Below are 18,463 nucleotides of genomic sequence, written 5' to 3'. Positions count from 1 at the left end.
TATCTATTTTTAATGGAAATGAAATGACAACCAAAGAGACACCTAAAAAGCGTGTAGCGAAGAAGCCGACGAATAAGTCAGCTAAGACCAAGTCTAAAAAACCACAGTCAGCATCTAAAGGCTGGGGACGTAAGTTATGGTCTATTACGTGGAAGCTCGCGCTTATCGTTATCGCAGGCTTAACGATTTATAGTATCTATCTCGATCAGATCATTGCCCGTAAATTTGAAGGGCAGAAATGGCATCTTCCGGCTCAGGTTTTTAGCCGCTCTATGGCGCTTTACCCTGGGGCCGCGGTCAGCCATGAACAGTTGATTGCCGAACTTAAACTTCTGGGGTATCGCAAGGTCGCGAATCCTCGTCAAGTCGGCGAGTTTTCTGCGTCAAAGACTAAGGTCGATCTCTGGCGTCGCCCGTTTCAGCATCCACAAGGCTCGCAGGCTGAGCAGCGAGTGATGATCACCTTCGATAGCCAAGGGGTGGAGTCAGTTGCGCGTCAAAGCGATCATCGTCAAATGGCGGTGTTCCATTTAGAGCCCGTATTACTCGACAGAATGATCACAGGCGACGGTGAAGATCGTCTGTTTGTGCCGACAGACAAAATTCCCCCTGCAATTGTCAATGCGTTGATTTTAGTGGAAGATCGCAGCTTCTATGAGCATCATGGGGTGAATCCCTTTGCCATCTTACGTGCTGCATTAGTGAATATCAGCGCTGGGCGAACCGTACAAGGTGGTTCAACCCTGACGCAACAGTTGGCGAAAAACTTCTTCCTCTCCAGTGAGCGCTCAATCGTACGTAAAGTACGTGAAGCCTTGATGGCGATCATCATAGATTTTCGCTATGACAAGGATGAGATCTTAGAAGCCTACTTAAATGAAGTGTATATGGGGCAAGATAAAGCGCGCGCGGTTCATGGCATGGGACTCGCCTCACAATTCTATTTTGGCCGCCCCATTGCGGAGCTAACTTTACCGCAACAGGCATTCTTAGTAGCCGCGATCAAGGGGCCCTCTTATTACAACCCTTGGCGCTACCCTGAGCGCGCCCAAGAGCGCCGAGATCTGGTGTTGCGACTACTAATGGAAGCTGAGCAGTTATCGGTCGGTCAGTATAAGGCGGCGGTCGAATCTCCGCTGGGATTACGTAAGTTCGACCGACCTGTGCATCAAAAACTTCCCGCTTTCTTTGCGGTAGTCAGAGGTGAGCTAGCTAGACGCTTTGGTGATGCCTTGCTACAACAGTCAGGGGTGAAGGTATACACCACGCTCGATCCTATGGCGCAAGAGGCGGCGGAAAAAGCGGTTGAGTCGACGATGAAACACTTAGTGGGTCGTGATAAGAATCTACAGGTTGGCATGGTAGTGACCGACAAATATTCGGCGGGAATCGCCGCTATGGTAGGTGACAAGGTGCCAAGTTATCAGGGCTTTAACCGCGCGGTAGAGATTAGACGACCAATAGGTTCGCTGATTAAACCCTTTGTTTATGCCACAGCCCTTAGCCAAGGCGATAAATATAATTTGGCCACGCCACTTAAGGATGAACCTATCACCCTTAAAAATGAGCAAGGTAAGACGTGGTCACCACAAAACGTCAACAAGCAGTTTTCTGGACAAGTGCCTCTATTGACCGCGTTTAAGAAGTCGATGAACGTGCCGACTGTAAACTTAGGTATGGCAATTGGTACGGGAGCGGTAGCAACTACCTTGGACAAGGCTGGGTGGGCCGATAAGATCCCTGAATATCCATCTATGCTGCTCGGCGCAGTCAATGGCTCGCCATTGATGGTAGCGCAGGTTTATCAAACCTTGGCCGATAATGGTCGTTACCGTCAGCTTAATGCGGTGACCCATGTGTTGGATGTGAATAACAATCCTTTGGTGGGCGCGAGTACAAGTACGAACCAAGCGATTGATGTCGCCAGTGATTTCCTCGTGCAGCATGCGATGACCCAGGTGGTTCATTCAGGCACGGCGGCGAGGCTTGGCAAGGCATTTCCAGGCGTAACCCTTGCGGGGAAAACGGGCACCAGTAACGATTCTCGTGACTCATGGTTTGCAGGTTTCGATGAGCGAAATGTCGCCGCCATATGGGTCGGTCTCGATGATAACGGTAAGACCAGCCTCTATGGCAGCAGCGGCGCTATGGCTGTCTATCAGGCCTTTCTAGATAATCGCTCGCCCATCAGTTTGAGACGTACGCCTGTTGATGGTGTGGTACAAGGCTATTTCGACAAGGCGGGTATTGCACAAGAACCCGAGTGCGCAGATGTGGTGGCATTGCCTGCTTTACGTGAAAGTTACCAGCCAACCAAAAATTGTGGCAAACCGCTTTCATGGTGGCAGAAGTTAACGGGCAGCTAGCGAGGGTTGAGCTTTGGTGGGGCTGAAATAGAGAAGGGGGCTAGCCCCCTTTCTTTCAAACCTTATGCCTGCTGTTGCCAAAGCGTTTTAGCAAAGCGTTTTAGCAAAGCGTTCGGCAGTGATATGGATATAGTACTGCGCCATATCAACCTCTTTTTTATGGGTTGGGGAAAGGCGATTTTTATCCTCGTTAATGACAAAGCCTAGTGAGAGTAAGCTCTTTACCGAAGGTTGATTTTCGCGGTTGACATAACAGTAGACTTCTTCAAGTTTTAGTATCTCAAAGGCTACGGTGAGTAGCTGTTTTTTAATGTATTTATTGAGGCCTTTACCTTGAAAGTCACCCATTAACCAGGTGCCGGTTTCCGCTCGTTTTAGGTTGAAATCAATGCTTTTAAGGCGAGTAAATCCAATCACCTCTTGGGTGGGGTTGTCTCTTATCGTAAACAGAAAACTGCTTGGATCTTTGAGTAGTGATTCAAAATAACGATTGAAAACAACTTGCTCGCTTTTAGGAAAACGAGCAAAACGCCAGATGCTAGGATCTGTGCCAATCTGCTTTAGTGTCGTAATGTCATCGTCGACTAATGGCGAAATATTGGCCTGACATTCACTGTGCCTAAATGACTGACAGAGCATGTTTGCTGCTTGCTTATATTGCTCAAGCACTTTCATCATAAAATCCCTTCTCAATTTACGCATCGGTTACTGTGATGCGTAATGTGTTGAATTAAGCCTATTGATTCAGTTAAATCAAGCGATCAACGGATTGCGTGAGTAATGAATCTACTCACTGCACCATTGGCTACAGGCTTACGATATGCAGGAGTGATGAACTCCGGCTCGAGTAATATCCCTTTACTAATCAAACGAGAGATCAAAGGTAGGTAGGCCAACGATGTCTTCCCGGTTAGGAGGTGGTTAAAGTGCTTCTCTTGTTCGTAAGCGCTTAAAATCATGCTGAATCCTTTTAGATAAAGATGATCTTTGGTGTAACCGCCACCACGGTATACGCGTGCGGTAATGGTGTAGGCTAAGTTATCGTCTACACCATAGTTTTCTTTGAGCATTAAAAATGTGGTGCGAAAGTTTTTATCTTCAATCATCGAGTTAACGGCCATCACCCTCAAGGCAAGTGTCTTGAGACGTTTTACGCTCAGGTTACCAGATAGATATTCGCTTAAGATGGCGAGCCCTTCTTGGGTCATGGTATTGAGTGGGCAACCTAAAGAGAGGATCTGCAGTGGCTGAGCCTTAGCATTGAGAGAGGTGACTAAGTGCACGCCTAATTCATGGTGAGCAAGCGCTTGGGCATCGATTGTCGATAAAATAGCGTGGCTGTTGATGCGAACCTTAGTGCCAGATACTAAGGCATTAGCGACCATGGTTTCATCCATCTGTAATTGCCAGTTGTAGTTCTCTTCGACTGCCATTTTGGCCAAGATCTCGCTGATAGCCTGAGCATCGAGTAGCTCACCAGTTTGCTCGTCTGGATTGTCAGGTAGATGCAAAATAAACTGAGCATTACGGATATCTTTTTCGCTTGGCTCGCCATAATAGCGTAGAGAATCATACAGAAATTCACTGCTCCCAATCGACTTAAACTGGTCAATCTTATCGACATAGGAGTCAATTACATCGAGATATAGGGTATAGATATCAGGATCTTCAATCTCCTCTAACGGCAAGTTGAACAAGCTGCGTTTGAGGGTGAAAGGATCGATAGAGGTATCGGCATAGATAAATCTTGGCTCGATTGAAAAATGATTTTCGAAAAATGCGTTTCTCTGTTGCAGATAGTTGAGCGGTTTAACCGCCTCAAGAATATCAATATCTTTAACTAGCTGATGCAACTGGGTGTCGATAGACGACAGGATAGGAGCCACATTAGACATAGGTTGTAAAATCTCAGCAAGGTGTTGGTATCAATGTCGAAAATCGACATAGTCTAGAACCATTCTGCAGGCGTTTGTGGGTCCCATAGCACCAGAGAACTTATCTTCGCTAAAATTAACTCAGGTTTTGGGTTTTAGCCAGAAAATCGTGATGCGTAAATGAAGATTATCTGCACCATCTCAACATGCATGCTGGTATCGTCGTTACGCTGTTTAATATTGCTACTGCGGGGGGATAAACTAAGCGTTAGATTTGTGTTTTTTGGGTTTGGTTTGTTGCCAAAGATAGAGTCCCGAAATAGCCATCATGATTAACGATAGTGCGACAATATCCATCAACCAAGGCCCAGATAAGCCGATAATACGACCACTATGAAGGTCGAGTAACACTCGCTCCCAGGTGAGATGGCTCGCTCGCGCTTGTTGAGTGAGCTTCTCTATGATGGCTTGATTAGCCTTGTATTTTATTGGGGTTTGCCACTTGGGTTGACTATTGGGCACCGCGGTGCCCCATTCGATAAGCTCGCTATCTGCAAGGTAAATACCGTTATCGCTGTTAAGCCAAAGTTCGCTGTCATTGCCATTAACTATGACGGTTAGTGCCTTAAGATCTGAGGGTAATCCTGTTGAGCTATCTTGCTTCTCCAGTAATTCACCCTGCTGGGATATGAGGTAGAGGTTGTTGTTATCTATTGCCACTATGAGGCCCTGATACTCGACGGCGCTAAGGATGGTACTTGCTGCTTCTAAAAGCTGAGTGTCGGCTTGCCACAGTAAGTTATCGGTACTGGCGAGCAGTGGGGAAAGTGAAAAGACACTGGTTTTTTCCGGCGCCTTGATAGCGTAATGATCGAGTAACCATTTTTGCTGTACGGGCATGCTGTCTAATGCCAGATGATGGCTATGGTTGATTAACATGCCTGTTGAGGCCACCAAAACAACAAAAAGTGCACTAATAATGCCTACTCGTCGATGCCAAGGCCGAAACAGTTTCGCCAGCTTTTGAGACAGTGATTTACGATGAGGGTGGCGAGGTTTATTAGTCATTAATGGTTATCTTTCTATCTGCGCTAGATCGGCAAACTTGCCTAGGGGGAATAAGGTTAATTGGCTAGCGATGATATTACACAATTGACAATAATAACATTGGGTTTGTTCAATCTATTAATGAGTGAAACCGCCAACATTCAATCCTGTGGTGCTAAGCATCAATCTTACTGTCGAGATACAAGGCGATACGAGATAATTTAGTTAAAGCCCTAACCGATAAGGTTGCGCCCGTAATGCCATCGATATGCCTATCTAGCTGCTGATCTTGTGTCAGCCTGGCCATTTTAAATTGGTCGGTAAAAAAGTCGTGGCGCACTTCATCACCGCGGCTCTCGCGGTAAACAAGCACCTTAGTTTTCACAATGGCTTGCTGTTTAATATGGATACCAACGGTAATGGGAGACTCTTTGCCTATCTCGTCCATGATCCAAACCGTTTCATTGGCTTGCTGCCAATAACGTATGCGCATTTTATTGAATTTATGAGATAAAATCTGCTCAATCACCTTCTTGTCTTTATCTTCTAACCAATATACTTTCGCCTTAGGCGTAGCGGCGTTAAAGGCTTGGCTAATAAAGTCGTCAGATGTTTGGTAAACGCTTGTGGCTTGAGCGTGACCAAATGGAGCCCATAAAAATAAAATTAGTAGTGCAGTGGAAAGTGATCTGAAAGCGTGCATAACTAGAACCTAAATCAGTTTTTTGTTGCAGCGTTCAACCTATGTTGAACGCTGCAACGCCGAGGTTTTACCTAGGTTTTGGCTTAGAATTGATAGCCAATCCCAAGGTTGAAACCATCTGAGTCTTTCGCGCCGCCGACTTTTTCATAGTCCGCTTTGAAAACCACATTCTCATGTAACCAATAGTTCACACCCACATTGGTTTGAGTGATTTCGGTATCATCGCCATTACCTGCATTGTTGTCCCATGCATTGTAACGAGCGAATATGCCAAAACTCTCATTAAAACGATATGAAGGTTCGATGTAATAACCGCTCTGCTCATCGCGTCCAAGGGCTTTAGCTTCTTGACCGTCAATATCCCACTGAGCATAAAGAGCCTTAATGGTGAAGTTTTCAATGCTGTAGATAGCATGAGCGGTAATTAGCGTTGCTGATGCAGTATCTACATCACCAGCACCTTGAGTCAGATCTGACTGGTACTGAGCGGTAGCTGCTAGCTCTAGGCCAGGTACAGCGGTGTATTTCACGCGCGCCGTGTAGGCTAAGTCTTCGGCTTTGGCTTTTGATACCTTTTGACGACCACCACGGATCTTGTAATCATCGCCCACATTAAGGCCTGAAGTGACCGCTGCGTCGAACGCTAAGCCTGGAGCGGCTTTGATGTTGAGGTTTAGACCTGCTTCCCACCAAGTGGCTGGTAAAATATCTTTCTCAACAGGGTTACGCTCAACACCGTAGAATGCTGGTGGCTCGTGAGTTTCGTTGATGATACCCACAGGCATTAGGAATAGACCCGCTTTAGCCGTTAATGCATCGCTAAAATCATGTTCGATATAGGCTTGTTCTAGCTCAACTTCACCATTTTGACCGTCACCAGAGATAGAGTGTTCAACTTCTAGCTCAGAGAAGAAACGGGTATTAGCCGTGAACTCATGGCCAACGAACAATACGAAACGATGGAAATCGAACTCTTTCTTGTCTTTGCCTGATTTATTGTCAGTGATGTTGTTGTAATGAAGTTCACCGTAGCCGCCAATGGTGGTAGCGCTCTTAGCTGAGCTTGATTCTTCAACCACATCTGCTGTTTTTTCAACGCGCTTTTCGGTTTCTTCTAGACGCTTCTCTAGGTCTTTAAGCACTTTTTGTTGTTGCTCGATAATGTTGCGGAGCTCTTGCGTCTCCTCAGATGCATAAGCGCCCTGGCTAGCGAAAGTAGCAAGTAAAGCTGCGGCAATCAGTGTTTTTCTCATCATTATTTTCCCAATTGTTGTGTCAGGGTTATTTAATTGCTGAGGATTTTACTTATTACGCATAATAATGCAAACAATTATCATTTAGAGTGCTGTTTGCGATTAAGAATTGTGATGTATGTGTTATTTTTATTGGAAACTGTTGTTGCTAATAATTGGGAGCTATATAGAAGTAAGGGAGTCATCGGGTGAGTGATTTGCATTTTTTGCGATACACTATGGCTCCTTATTTTTAGAACCCCTTGATTTATCGAGCCAATATGTTTCTAAGTCCTTATTTTCAAAAAGAACTACAACTTGTTTCTGTCTCGGCCCTGCAAGCGAGTGAGTTTGCTAAAGGCGTGGCGCAAGACTTTAATCCCATCCATGATGTCGCGGCCAAGCGCTTCTGTGTCCCAGGTGATCTGCTATTTGCCTTAGTATTGGGTCAATATGGCTTGAGCCAGAAGATGAGCTTTAGCTTTGAAGGTATGGTTGGTGGTGGGGTTAAACTCGTTTTCCCCGATAGCGTAGGCGATAGTTTTACGATTTTTGATGATAAACAGAAACAGTATTTAAGTGTCGAACGCAGTGGTGCTAGCACCTTGTGTGACGTTCAGACCGAGTCATTTATCCGCAGCTACGTGGCTTTTTCTGGGCTTAACTTTACTCATGTATTAGTGCCTATGATGCGCACACATGGGGTGATGATAAACCCTGCTAGGCCATTGGTGATCTATGAGAGTATGTCGTTTGATCTAACCACTCTCGATTTTAACCATATCGACCTGTCCTTAGTGGAACAACACTTAGAAATCGACGGTAAGCGCGGTGATGTGACACTCAAATTTGAGTTGCATTGTGGCGATAAGCTCATTGGAACAGGTCGTAAAACCTTAGTGTTAAGTGGTCTGCGACCACTCGAAGAAGATGGACTAAATGAGATGGTTGAGCGCTATGAAGCGCGCCGAGTTGACTATCTAGGGGCTTAATAGCAATCAGTATAAAGATGTGATCGCTCAGCGAGAATTTAGCGCTTATGAGGTAAGGCCCTTAATTGCTCCCGCATTGAGGGAATTCATAACGTCCATGTCGATTGCAACGAGTGAAGAGCATAGTTGCACTAGGGACAAACTCGTTAACATAGTATCGGATGCGCTAAAACTCGCCTTGCAGGCGTGCTTTTTACCTGCCTACTTCGGCGTTGAATGGCCTCACAAGGGATCGATTATTCCATCATCCATTCGTCTTGAATTAGTTGGCAAAAAGCACGCGGAGCAGATCAATTTTTTATGCTGATTGGTATAGACCCTCTGGTTCGAAGATGTCCATTTTCGAGTGATAAAGTGCCTTCGAATGAAGGTATCAGCATTTTAACGGACAGCATGTTGCTTTAGTTGGTTTTTATATCCTAGATGACCGGCGCCAACCTTCATGTTGCCTCATGAAAAATAGCATGATAACGATCACGTCATACAGCGCACTTTCTCGAGCGGTTATTTACATAACCTGAACTTGGGATAATAAACGTCTCTCAAACAGCCCTTTATTCCGCTAACTACGTTGGATTCGCTTGCAATAGGCGGGCTATTGGCGCGTAAATACGCCTTGTTCGCAAAACAAATGACAAGTTTGAGATGAAGTAAGCGTGAAACGGCTAATTAATCTAGCGATACTCCATCTCTTAACCCGAGTTCAGGTTACATAATAAAGAGCAATATTTCACATGTTCAGGCTTGGTCAACATTTGAGATAAGGACGCGGCTGCGCGCGGCCTATCCTTATTTGTCATAATTCGTGCCAGCCACCTAAAATAGCCCCCATTATTGTGAACCCAATTGTGTGATAACCAGCATTTATTGCGAATAGTTTAAAAGACCTTTGCTCAAACAGATCGTTTACCGTTTGGTAGCGGTTTGCTGCAGGCGTTAATGGTTAAGACAACTAAACAAAGTAATACTAACTTTTTCATCATGTGGTAAGCGGCAGAGGATGGCGTACAGCGTCCCGATAAAGGTATCTGCATATTCGCTCACCGCAGGCGATAAGTTGCCACTAAGGTACGACTTTCAAATACACTTCTCACTCCCGATCTCCCATTACTCAACCTCAAGCCCTAACCAAGTGACTCGCTCTCCCTATATACGGACACTTCCCTATAACATCGGACACTTAACATGTGTCCGCGGACACTTTTCTCTGTCCTAGAACACTCTGGATAATGTTAAGTTATTGGTTTTTAATTTTATTTATAGTTGGCACGACAATTGTAATACCAAATCTATATAGCAATATTTTACGCTAACGGACAGAGTCAGGGATCAACAATGATTAAAGATACTAGCGGACAAGATAAACAAGTCGCTCCAAGCTTAGGACGCCGTTTGCAATGGCCTGTAAGCCTTGGCGCTGGGGTGCTTTTGGTTTCCGGATTAGTGTGGGCGAGCGTCAGTGGCAGTAGCGTGAGTGAGTCTATCGATCGTAGCGAGCTGCGTTTTGCCACCTTGGAGCGTGGTACCTTAGTTCGAGATATCGCTGCGACGGGTAAGATAGTTGCGGCCAACGCGCCAGTTCTTTATAGCCCAGAGAAGGGGACGGTCAGCCTTATTGCCCATCCAGGTGACAAAGTGGAAGAGGGGCAGGTGGTGGCCACCATAGAGAGTCATAGCCTGACCAATAGCCTCAAACAGCAAGAAGCATTGTTGGAAGGGATGGTGAGTTCGCTAGAAAGAGCCAAGCTAGATGCTCGCCGCGATCAACTTAAGGCGATTCAGACGTTAGATATGGCTAAGGTGGATCTCGACGCTGCTGATAGAGAGAGCCGTCGTGGCGATCAACTTATCGAAAGCGATCTGATCTCCAAGATTGATTACGAAAAGAATAAGGATGAGCTACATAAGGCTAGATTGCTCTTTGCCCACGCCCAGCAAGAAGCCGACCTGATGAAAGATACCCTTAGTTTCGAGTTGAAAAACAAGGCATCAGAGGTGGATCGCCAAGCGCTGGTCGTCGCTGAGCTGAAACGACAAGTCATGGCGTTGAATATCACGGCGCCAGTGGGCGGCATCATAGGTAACTGGTTGACTGAGCAGAAGGCCCGTATTGACCAGAGCCAACCCATACTCACAGTGGTGGATCTCAGTGCCTTCGAGGCCGAGCTGGCAGTCCCCGAATCTTATGCCGATGAGCTGGGACTAGGCATGGATGTTGAGCTTAACTTCGGTGGCGAGCTCGTGATGGGTAAGCTCTCGTCTATCTCGCCTGAGGTGCGTAATCGTGAGGTGACTACCCGAGTGCGCTTCGCGCAAGATGCGGCTCTACACCTACGTCAGAATCAGCGTCTTTCGGCCCGAGTGTTACTGGAAAATCGTCCCGATGTACTCATGGTTAAGCGCGGCCCCTTTGTTAACAGTGGCGGTGGTCGTTTGGTCTACGTAGTCAAGGGAGATCTGGCTGAGCGAACCAAGATTCAGCTGGGGGCACGTAGTATGAGCCATATCGAAGTTATCTCTGGTGGTGAAGCCGGTGAACAGTGGGTTATCTCAACCACAGATGCCTTTAAGAATGCCCAACAAGTGTTGATGCGCTAAGGAGTCTGGCAATGAAAACCTTATCCCGAAAGCTTAATCTAGAACGTGTGATCGCAGGCTTGGCTTTGATGCTGCTGTTGATTGCGGCTCAGGTCTATACCCTCAATGCGTCAGACTGGTTTCTGCTTGGACTTAACATATTAGAAGCGACTGGCGTGCACGGGCAGACCGTCGATATAAACCAACTTCCCGACGTCGCCAAAGTAGGCGGTGATCTCCCCCAATGGTTATTGACCCGTCTGCGCGGTTAAATAACAAACTGAATAACGCGATACAAACATAAAGGAAGCAAACCCATGTTAACGATGAAAAATATCAGCAAGGTGTTTAAAACGGATTTAGTTGAAACCCATGCGTTACGGGATTTCAACCTAGAGGTACAAGAGGGCGAGTTTGTTGCCGTCACTGGGCCTTCGGGTTCGGGTAAGACGACTTTTCTCAATATCGCTGGCCTGCTAGAAGGTTTTACTCATGGCGAATATCATCTGGACGATGTCAATATATCTAATTTGAGTGATAACAAGGCCGCGGGGATCCGCAATGAGAAAATAGGTTTTATCTTTCAGGGTTTTAACCTAATCCCCGATCTTAACTTAGCCGAAAATGTAGAAGTACCGCTGCGCTATCGCGGCTTTAGCGCTAAGGAGCGTCAGCGACGGGTTAAACAGGCGCTCGAGCAAGTTGGCTTGGGCGCCCGGATGAAGCATCTACCGTCACAACTTTCCGGTGGTCAGCAGCAGCGTGTGGCGATTGCCCGAGCGCTTGCTGGCGAACCAAGATTTCTCCTCGCCGACGAGCCAACAGGTAACTTGGACAGCCTGATGGCTCGTCAGGTGATGGAGCTTTTAGAAGAGATCAACAAGGCGGGCACCACCATTATTATGGTGACCCATGATCCTGAGCTGGCACGCCGCGCTCAGCGCAATATTCAGATCGTCGATGGTCAAGTGTGTGATTTTACTCTTTATCAAGGTGGTCAACCCCATCTGGTTGAGAGTGCCGAGCAAGTGGCGAGCTAAGGAGAGTCAGGATGTTTTTATATTACGTGGATCTTGCGTGGCGCAGCATTAAAAAGACGCCGATACTGTCCCTGCTGATGGTGCTTGCTATCTCGGTCGGCATTGGGATCACCATTACCACTTTGAACGTTTACAGCATGATGGCTTTTAATCCCGCAGGGGACCGCGCTGAGCGCCTTAATACCGTGCAGTTGTGGAGCCAGGGGCCGGATTCTTGGGATGATTTCCATTCGTTGGTGACCTATCAGGATGCGATGAACCTACGTAAGGGGAAACAGGCTAGCGAGCAGGCCGCCATGTTCCGTAGTGGTATGGCGGTACAGATAGATGATCCTGAAGTCTTACCTTCGTTAAACGGGGTACGAGTCACCGATAGTGGCTTTTTCAACCTGTTTGAGGTGCCGTTTATCTATGGAAATAGTTGGGGCAAGTCAGTTGATGAACAAGCTGCTTTTCAGGCTGTAATAGGTAAGAAGCTTAATCAGAAGCTGTTTGGCGGTGATAACAGTGTCGGCAAGACGATTTACCTTAACCGGAAACCTTACCAGGTGGTGGGGGTCATCGATGATTGGAACCCACAGCCAAAGTATTACGATCCCACCAGCGGTGCTTTCTCTAAGGCGGAGCAGATCTATATCCCCTTCTCGTTGGCTGCCAGCGAAGAGTTTTCTATTTGGGGAAATATGTCAGGCTGGAAGTACGAACGGCTGAACGGTTATCAAGAGCGGCTGGCATCTGAGAAGGTTTGGTTAGAGTTTTGGGTTGATCTGCCTACGGCCGAAGACCGTCAGTCCTATAAGCGTTATTTAAGCCAATATGTGGAGCAGCAAAAAGAGTTGGGCCGCTTTACTGACGGTAAGCTTGCAGCTGAGTCGGCGCAGTTGTCTAACGTTGATGCATGGCTGGAGCGCAATCATGTCGTGCCAGAAGATAATAAGATTCTACTTGGTTTGAGTGCACTCTTTTTAAGCGTCTGTTTGGTTAATATTTTGGGCTTGATGCTCACCAAGTTTCTCAAGCGTGCTCCCGAGGTGGGGGTTAGGCGGGCTATTGGTGCCAGTCGCGGTCAGATCTTCTCTCAGTACATGGTTGAAGTGGGCGTGATAGGTCTGTTTGGCGGTTTAATCGGTCTGGCATGGGCGTGGGGAGCTCTCTATGGCTTATCTGCACGTTTTGGCGTGGCGGAGGGTTTAACCCATTTGTCGCTGAGCATGTGGCTTATCACGCCAGCCATTGCTGTTGGGACCGCAATGTTAGCGGGGCTCTATCCTGCGTGGGTGGTGTGCAGAACCAAACCAAGTGTTTATTTGAAAAGCCAGTAAGGGATTGAAAATGTTTAATATTAAGCCAGTTTTTAGCAGCTTACTGCGTAGTAAGAGCGGTCCGATACTCTTATTAATGCAGATTATTTTGTCCGTTGCCATCGTCGCCAATGCCAGCTTTATTATCCATGAACGACTGACCATGATGCAGCGAGACTCGGGAATAGCCGAAGAAGAGATATTGACCTTTACTGTCTATAACTTTGACCCCCAAATAGACCAGAAATTGCAAAATAAAGTCGATCAGCGGATCCTACGCAGTCTGCCTAATGTGATGGCCGCGACGTCGACTAACATGCTACCGCTCAGTGGCAGTGGTTGGTCTAGTACCTTGAATCTTGGGCCCGATCCAGAAACCGCCAAGTCAACGCCTCAGCTTGCCATGTATCTGGGAACCGAGCACACGTTAGAAACTCTAGGGCTCAAGTTAGTCGAGGGGCGTAATTTTTATGCCGATGAAATCAGTGATGATGTCAACAGTTCAAATAAGTTGTTGCTGATCACTAAAGCATTAGCGGATGAGGTTTGGCCCAACGACACTGCTGTAGGGAAGACATTGTGGGCTGGAGAAGATGAGCAGGTGACAGTTATTGGTGTCGTTGAAAAGATGCAGGGCGCCTGGGTTGACAGTAGCGATCTTGAGTACAGCATTATTCAAAATGTTGACTATAGCGGCAACTCATACATGGTACGTGCCGCTAGCGAACATCATGGGGTGTTGCAGAAGCAGATACTCGATGCCTTGATGAAAGAGAATCCTAATCGAGTGATCGATGATTTCCAATCTATTGCAGAAGTGAAGAACAACTCTTATCGAGATCATGAGTTGATGGTGACGGTATTGTCTATGATGGTGGTGTTATTGCTACTGATCACCAGCTTAGGACTGACTGGTATGGTGATGTTTAATATTCAGCGCCGCACAAAACAGATAGGTACACGCCGGGCATTAGGGGCGACTAAGGGCGATATATTGAGCCTGTTCTTAACCGAAAACTACATTATCTGTATTCTTGGCGGTGTGGTTGGTGGCGTGTTGGCTATATTACTTGGACAACAACTGATGCAGCATTACGATCTACCACAGCTTAACCTTATCTATCCAGTGATGACAGTGGTTGGCATGTTGTTGGTCACGACGGTAGCCGTGGTATTGCCCGCGCGTAAGGCGGCTAATATCTCTCCGGCGATGGCGACGCGTAGCGTGTAAGTTTTCGGGTTTGCTTCAGTATTCGAAAGTGCCATGGTCTTTATATTGCTGGCACTTTCGGGTAGTTTTGTTGTTCTTGTATAGATGTGTAAAAAATTAATAAGAAGATATGGATACCATTCTCATCGTCGATGACAATCAAGCTGTGTGCAGTGCACTGGCATTGATGTTAGAACTACATGGATTTAACACTCATACTTGCCTCTCGCCAGATGCGGCCTTAGCCTGCATTGCAGAAAATGAGTTTGCGTTAGTAATTCAAGATATGAACTTTACCCAAGACACCACATCCGGTGAAGAGGGGAAGCGTTTGTTCTTTGAATTACGAGCGCAGCAGCCACAATTGCCGATTATCTTATTAACCGCTTGGACACAGCTTGAATTAGCGGTAGAGCTGGTTAAACAGGGCGCTGCCGATTATATGGGTAAGCCTTGGGATGACGATAAGTTGCTCAATAGCGTGAATAACCTGATTTCGCTGCACACACTCTCTAAACAAAATACTCAGCTAGCGCGCAGTGAGCATCAGCGGATGACGGCGATTAAAGATGCCGACTTATGCGGCATTGTTTTTGGCAGTGGTGCAATGCAGCGCTGTATCGACTTAGCGCTGCAAATTGCTAAATCAGATGTATCGGTACTCATTACTGGGCCTAATGGCGCGGGCAAAGATAAATTGGCCGACATTATTCATGCTAATTCTCCACTCAAGCATAAACCTTTTATTAAGGTGAATGTGGGGGCTCTGCCGATGGAACTGCTTGAAGCTGAATTGTTTGGTGCGGAGGCGGGGGCGTTTACGGGGGCGAATAAGGCCCGTATCGGTCGCTTCGAGGCGGCTGACGGCGGCACACTGTTTTTAGATGAAATAGGTAATTTACCCCTCTCTGGGCAGGTCAAGTTACTGAGAGTGTTACAAACGGGTGAGTTTGAGCGGCTAGGAAGCCATCAGACTCGCAAGGTTAAGGTGAGAGTACTTAGCGCGACCAACGCCGATCTGGCTGAGGATATTGCCACCGGGCGATTTAGAGAAGATCTCTTCTATCGCCTGAATGTGATTGAGCTTGCTTTGCCGCCACTGTGTCAACGCCAAGACGATATTCTTCCTCTAGTAGGGCATTTTATTGGTCCTGATTTTTCATTGTCTAAGTCGACCCAACAAGCCTTAGTTAATCATCCTTGGCCGGGGAATGTTCGCGAGTTAGAAAATGCCTGTAAACGGGCAGTGATTTTAGCCCCAAGCACCGAGCTGACCATTGCCGATTTCGGCTTGTTAAGTATACCTACAAGTCGTGATACCTCATCTGCGGATAAGCCGATGCCATATAGCCATCACGTTAACGCGCAAACTCTCTCTCATGTTCCTGCCCAGAACAATAGGGGGGCGGTGGCAAAAATCGATGCCAAAATAGAACCTGACAAGTATGAAATTGAAACTGCCCTTGCCGAGCATAACGGTGTTATAGCACGGGTCGCTAAGTCTCTGGGATTAAGTCGCCAAGCGTTATACCGGCGCATGGACAAGTTTGGTATCGATAAGTGAGCCAATCATCGAATAAGCGCTCAGATAAGAGCGCCGCAGTATCCGTTGGACTGTCGCTACCCAGTAAGCTCATCTTGGGCGCAATGTTTTCAACTTTATGCGCCATAGGGCTAGTTATTGGACTTTTTTGGTGGTTAGCCCCAATGGCGATAACCGATTTAGGCTGGCCGCTTATTAGTGGTGCACTCTTGCTTAGCGTGATTATCTCACTGCTGGTGAGTCGTTATCTTACTCGCGATCTCGCCCGCAGTTTAAGCGCTTTAGAAGTCGGTTTACTTAATTTTAAAGATAACGACTTTAGCGTGCATATTCCCCTGCAAGGTGGTGGTCAGCTACGGGCGTTAGCGAGCCTGTTTAATGAGTCTGCAGAGGTGCTACGGCGAGAGCGTCAGTATATCTATCAGCGTGAATTGCTGCTCGATAAGGTGATTCAAAGTTCGCCCAATGTGATGCTACTGCTCGATGATCAACAGCGGGTTATCTATGCCAATGATGCCGCGCGGCACTTGTTTAATCAGGGCATTCGAATCGAAGGACTGAAACTAACTGAATTACTTAAAGGGTTAAGTGAAGAGTTGGCGATAGCGCTTAACAACCCTAAGGGCGGCTTGTTTACCTTGGCCTGTGAGACTGAAGATAGTGAGGACGAAACCTGGCACCTGTCTCGGGGACGTTTCCTGCTTAATGGCCAGTATCATCACCTTATTTTACTCAAGCAGATGACGCGTGAACTTAATCGTCAAGAGGTGGCTGTGTGGAAAAAGGTGATTCGAATCATCAGCCATGAACTGAATAATTCGGTGGCGCCCATAGCTTCTATGGTAAAATCGGGGCGCAAGATCACCGCGCCTTTAGAAGATCCTAAACTCAAGCTCATCTTCGACACCATTGAAGATAGAACCAGCCATTTGAGTCAATTTATCTTTAATTACGCCCGTTTCGCCAAGTTGCCTTTACCTAAAAAGAGTCGAGTCGATTGGGCGCGCTTGACCGAGCAGTTAGCGCAACATTATGGTTTCACCCTCGAAGGTGAATTGCCGCCAGAATCAGGTTATTTCGATGTTATTCAAATCGAGCAAGTGTTACTCAATTTACTTAAGAATGCCCATGAGTCGGGATCGACTGTGGATGAGATATCGCTGCGGATTACCACCAGTGTCTTGAGTGATGGAGTTTCTGGGGTGATCATCGAGGTGAAAGATGCTGGAACCGGTATGTCGCCTGAGGTATTGACTCAAGCTCTACTGCCTTTCTACTCGACTAAACATTCGGGAACGGGCCTAGGTTTGGCATTGTGCCGGGAAATAATCGAAGCACATGATGGACGGATAAGCTTGCATAATCGCGCGGATGCGGGATTGATGGTTAAGCTCTGGTTGCCGAATGATGAGAGGGATTGATAAGGCATGAGTCCCCTTTCTTTAGAGTAAAAAAAAACCGCCCATAGGCGGTGTTTTATTAAGGCTTGCTAATGTTATAAAGCCAGAGAGATTAGCTCTCGACTTGCCACTCGATGGTTTCGCCAGCGCGAATAGGTACCACACCAGTGTCACCCAGTGGATAAGTTGCTGGCACCTCCCAGCTGCGTTTCACTAAGGTAATGGTGTCGCTGTTACGCGATAGGCCATAAAAATCTGGGCCGTTAAAGCTAGCAAAGGCCTCTAGTTTGTCTAATGCATTGACCGATTCAAAGGCTTCGGCATAGAGCTCGATAGCCGCGTGAGCGGTATAAGAACCCGCGCAGCCACAAGCTGCTTCTTTACGATCTTTAGCGTGAGGGGCTGAATCTGTACCGAGGAAGAATTTCTTACTGCCACTGGCCGCCGCAGCGAGCAGCGCCTGCTGATGGGTGTTGCGCTTTAAGATAGGCAAGCAGTAAAAATGGGGACGAATACCGCCGGCTAACATGTGGTTACGGTTATAGAGCAGGTGATGGGCAGTGATGGTTGCCGCCACATTGTCTGGCGCGTTCATCACAAAGTCGACCGCATCTTGAGTGGTGATATGTTCAAGCACTATTTTAAGCTTTGGAAAGTCTTCAACCACTTGCTTTAAGGTGTTCTCGATGAAGATCGCTTCTCTGTCGAAGATATCGATAGAGGAGTCGGTGACTTCACCGTGAACCAAAAATAGCATGCCTACCTCTTGCATCGCCTCAAGCACTGGGTAGATGTTTTTCACATCGGTTACGCCAGAATCTGAGTTGGTAGTGGCGCCTGCTGGATACAACTTAGCGGCGACCACTTTGCCTGAAGCTTTAGCGGTACGAATATCTTCGGCCGTGGTGTTATCTGTCAGGTAGAGCACCATCAAAGGCTCAAAGTTAGTCGTCGTTACCGCTTTGATGCGGTCATAGTAGGCCATGGCGCTATCAAGGTTGGTGGCGGGTGGCACGAGATTTGGCATGATGATGGCGCGCCCCATATAGCGGCCAGTATCTCTGACGGTATCGGCAAGCACATCGCCATCGCGTAGGTGAACATGCCAATCGTCGGGACGAGTAATGGTTATTGTGGTCATTGAGATATCTTTCTTTTGCGTAGAGTGGCTGGATCTT

The 18,463-nt window shown here is 47.1% G+C and carries 16 protein-coding genes; 9 read left to right on the top strand and 7 right to left on the bottom strand.

Annotated features, from left to right (window positions below; translation table 11 throughout):
* The first annotated feature begins 23 nt into the window (after positions 1 to 23).
* Positions 24 to 2,366, top strand: a complete 2,343-nt coding sequence (mrcB, locus tag K0I73_RS15790) for a penicillin-binding protein 1B (protein WP_220062004.1) — start codon at positions 24 to 26, stop codon at positions 2,364 to 2,366.
* A gap of 87 nt (positions 2,367 to 2,453) precedes the next feature.
* On the opposite strand, the gene K0I73_RS15785 is transcribed toward mrcB, so the two are convergent.
* The 5 genes from K0I73_RS15785 to K0I73_RS15765 all read right to left on the bottom strand — a co-directional run bounded on the left by K0I73_RS15785 (position 2,454) and on the right by K0I73_RS15765 (position 7,243).
* On the bottom strand, positions 2,454 to 3,044 hold the full coding sequence (locus tag K0I73_RS15785; protein WP_220062003.1) for a GNAT family N-acetyltransferase: 591 nt from the start codon (positions 3,042 to 3,044) through the stop codon (positions 2,454 to 2,456).
* Positions 3,045 to 3,127: 83 nt separating this feature from the next.
* Positions 3,128 to 4,261 (bottom strand): flavohemoglobin expression-modulating QEGLA motif protein, encoded by a 1,134-nt coding sequence (locus tag K0I73_RS15780; protein ID WP_220062002.1) that lies wholly within the window; start codon positions 4,259 to 4,261, stop codon positions 3,128 to 3,130.
* 240 nt (positions 4,262 to 4,501) lie between these two features.
* Positions 4,502 to 5,308 carry a PepSY-associated TM helix domain-containing protein gene (locus K0I73_RS15775; RefSeq protein ID WP_220062001.1) on the bottom strand — a complete coding sequence of 269 codons (807 nt, stop codon included), beginning with the start codon at positions 5,306 to 5,308 and terminating at the stop codon, positions 4,502 to 4,504.
* A gap of 154 nt (positions 5,309 to 5,462) precedes the next feature.
* Complete coding sequence (locus K0I73_RS15770) at positions 5,463 to 5,990, bottom strand: FMN-binding protein (protein ID WP_220062000.1); 528 nt, start codon at positions 5,988 to 5,990, stop codon at positions 5,463 to 5,465.
* A gap of 83 nt (positions 5,991 to 6,073) precedes the next feature.
* Positions 6,074 to 7,243 (bottom strand): porin, encoded by a 1,170-nt coding sequence (locus K0I73_RS15765; protein WP_220064421.1) that lies wholly within the window; start codon positions 7,241 to 7,243, stop codon positions 6,074 to 6,076.
* 260 nt (positions 7,244 to 7,503) lie between these two features.
* Between K0I73_RS15765 and K0I73_RS15760 the strand changes: the two genes are divergently transcribed.
* The gene (locus tag K0I73_RS15760; RefSeq protein WP_220061999.1) at positions 7,504 to 8,214 is read left to right on the top strand and encodes a DUF3581 domain-containing protein; all 711 of its coding nucleotides are present in this window, start codon (positions 7,504 to 7,506) and stop codon (positions 8,212 to 8,214) included.
* A 796-nt stretch (positions 8,215 to 9,010) separates the two neighbouring features.
* Here K0I73_RS15760 and K0I73_RS15755 read toward each other — a convergent pair.
* Positions 9,011 to 9,115: a DUF1761 domain-containing protein gene (locus K0I73_RS15755; protein WP_220064420.1), complete on the bottom strand. Its 105-nt coding sequence runs from the start codon at positions 9,113 to 9,115 to the stop codon at positions 9,011 to 9,013.
* Positions 9,116 to 9,549: 434 nt separating this feature from the next.
* Here K0I73_RS15755 and K0I73_RS15750 point away from each other — a divergent pair, with 434 nt between their 5' ends.
* From K0I73_RS15750 to K0I73_RS15720, 7 genes are all read left to right on the top strand, one after another.
* Positions 9,550 to 10,812, top strand: a complete 1,263-nt coding sequence (locus K0I73_RS15750) for an efflux RND transporter periplasmic adaptor subunit (RefSeq protein ID WP_220061998.1) — start codon at positions 9,550 to 9,552, stop codon at positions 10,810 to 10,812.
* An 11-nt stretch (positions 10,813 to 10,823) separates the two neighbouring features.
* Positions 10,824 to 11,063, top strand: coding sequence for a hypothetical protein (locus tag K0I73_RS15745; protein ID WP_220061997.1), 240 nt, complete (start codon positions 10,824 to 10,826; stop codon positions 11,061 to 11,063).
* A 45-nt stretch (positions 11,064 to 11,108) separates the two neighbouring features.
* On the top strand, positions 11,109 to 11,831 hold the full coding sequence (locus K0I73_RS15740; RefSeq protein ID WP_220061996.1) for an ABC transporter ATP-binding protein: 723 nt from the start codon (positions 11,109 to 11,111) through the stop codon (positions 11,829 to 11,831).
* Between the two features lie 11 nt (positions 11,832 to 11,842).
* Positions 11,843 to 13,153 (top strand): ABC transporter permease, encoded by a 1,311-nt coding sequence (locus K0I73_RS15735; protein ID WP_220061995.1) that lies wholly within the window; start codon positions 11,843 to 11,845, stop codon positions 13,151 to 13,153.
* Between the two features lie 10 nt (positions 13,154 to 13,163).
* On the top strand, positions 13,164 to 14,363 hold the full coding sequence (locus K0I73_RS15730; protein ID WP_220061994.1) for an ABC transporter permease: 1,200 nt from the start codon (positions 13,164 to 13,166) through the stop codon (positions 14,361 to 14,363).
* 109 nt (positions 14,364 to 14,472) lie between these two features.
* Positions 14,473 to 15,906: a sigma-54-dependent transcriptional regulator gene (locus tag K0I73_RS15725; RefSeq protein ID WP_220061993.1), complete on the top strand. Its 1,434-nt coding sequence runs from the start codon at positions 14,473 to 14,475 to the stop codon at positions 15,904 to 15,906.
* 83 nt (positions 15,907 to 15,989) lie between these two features.
* Entirely contained in the window at positions 15,990 to 17,306 is a 1,317-nt protein-coding gene (locus K0I73_RS15720; protein WP_220064419.1) for a sensor histidine kinase, read from the top strand.
* Between the two features lie 91 nt (positions 17,307 to 17,397).
* On the opposite strand, the gene pyrC is transcribed toward K0I73_RS15720, so the two are convergent.
* Entirely contained in the window at positions 17,398 to 18,426 is a 1,029-nt protein-coding gene (gene pyrC, locus K0I73_RS15715) for a dihydroorotase (protein ID WP_220061992.1), read from the bottom strand.
* Positions 18,427 to 18,463: the final 37 nt, after the last annotated feature.

The organism is Shewanella mesophila (genome assembly GCF_019457515.1).
GTDB classification, from domain to species: domain Bacteria; phylum Pseudomonadota; class Gammaproteobacteria; order Enterobacterales; family Shewanellaceae; genus Shewanella; species Shewanella mesophila.
This window is presented reverse-complemented; position numbering and strand designations above follow the sequence as displayed.

Bases quoted from the DNA above. Each gene is read 5' to 3' on its own strand.
- K0I73_RS15760 (WP_220061999.1), top strand. From the start codon at position 7,504: ATGTTTCTAAGTCCTTATTTTCAAAAAGAACTACAACTTGTTTCTGTC.
- K0I73_RS15750 (WP_220061998.1), top strand. From the start codon at position 9,550: ATGATTAAAGATACTAGCGGACAAGATAAACAAGTCGCTCCAAGCTTA.
- K0I73_RS15765 (WP_220064421.1), bottom strand. From the start codon at position 7,243: ATGAGAAAAACACTGATTGCCGCAGCTTTACTTGCTACTTTCGCTAGC.
- K0I73_RS15785 (WP_220062003.1), bottom strand. From the start codon at position 3,044: ATGATGAAAGTGCTTGAGCAATATAAGCAAGCAGCAAACATGCTCTGT.
- K0I73_RS15745 (WP_220061997.1), top strand. From the start codon at position 10,824: ATGAAAACCTTATCCCGAAAGCTTAATCTAGAACGTGTGATCGCAGGC.
- K0I73_RS15740 (WP_220061996.1), top strand. From the start codon at position 11,109: ATGTTAACGATGAAAAATATCAGCAAGGTGTTTAAAACGGATTTAGTT.
- K0I73_RS15780 (WP_220062002.1), bottom strand. From the start codon at position 4,261: ATGTCTAATGTGGCTCCTATCCTGTCGTCTATCGACACCCAGTTGCAT.
- pyrC (WP_220061992.1), bottom strand. From the start codon at position 18,426: ATGACCACAATAACCATTACTCGTCCCGACGATTGGCATGTTCACCTA.
- K0I73_RS15775 (WP_220062001.1), bottom strand. From the start codon at position 5,308: ATGACTAATAAACCTCGCCACCCTCATCGTAAATCACTGTCTCAAAAG.
- K0I73_RS15720 (WP_220064419.1), top strand. From the start codon at position 15,990: ATGTTTTCAACTTTATGCGCCATAGGGCTAGTTATTGGACTTTTTTGG.
- K0I73_RS15770 (WP_220062000.1), bottom strand. From the start codon at position 5,990: ATGCACGCTTTCAGATCACTTTCCACTGCACTACTAATTTTATTTTTA.
- K0I73_RS15730 (WP_220061994.1), top strand. From the start codon at position 13,164: ATGTTTAATATTAAGCCAGTTTTTAGCAGCTTACTGCGTAGTAAGAGC.
- mrcB (WP_220062004.1), top strand. From the start codon at position 24: ATGACAACCAAAGAGACACCTAAAAAGCGTGTAGCGAAGAAGCCGACG.
- K0I73_RS15735 (WP_220061995.1), top strand. From the start codon at position 11,843: ATGTTTTTATATTACGTGGATCTTGCGTGGCGCAGCATTAAAAAGACG.
- K0I73_RS15725 (WP_220061993.1), top strand. From the start codon at position 14,473: ATGGATACCATTCTCATCGTCGATGACAATCAAGCTGTGTGCAGTGCA.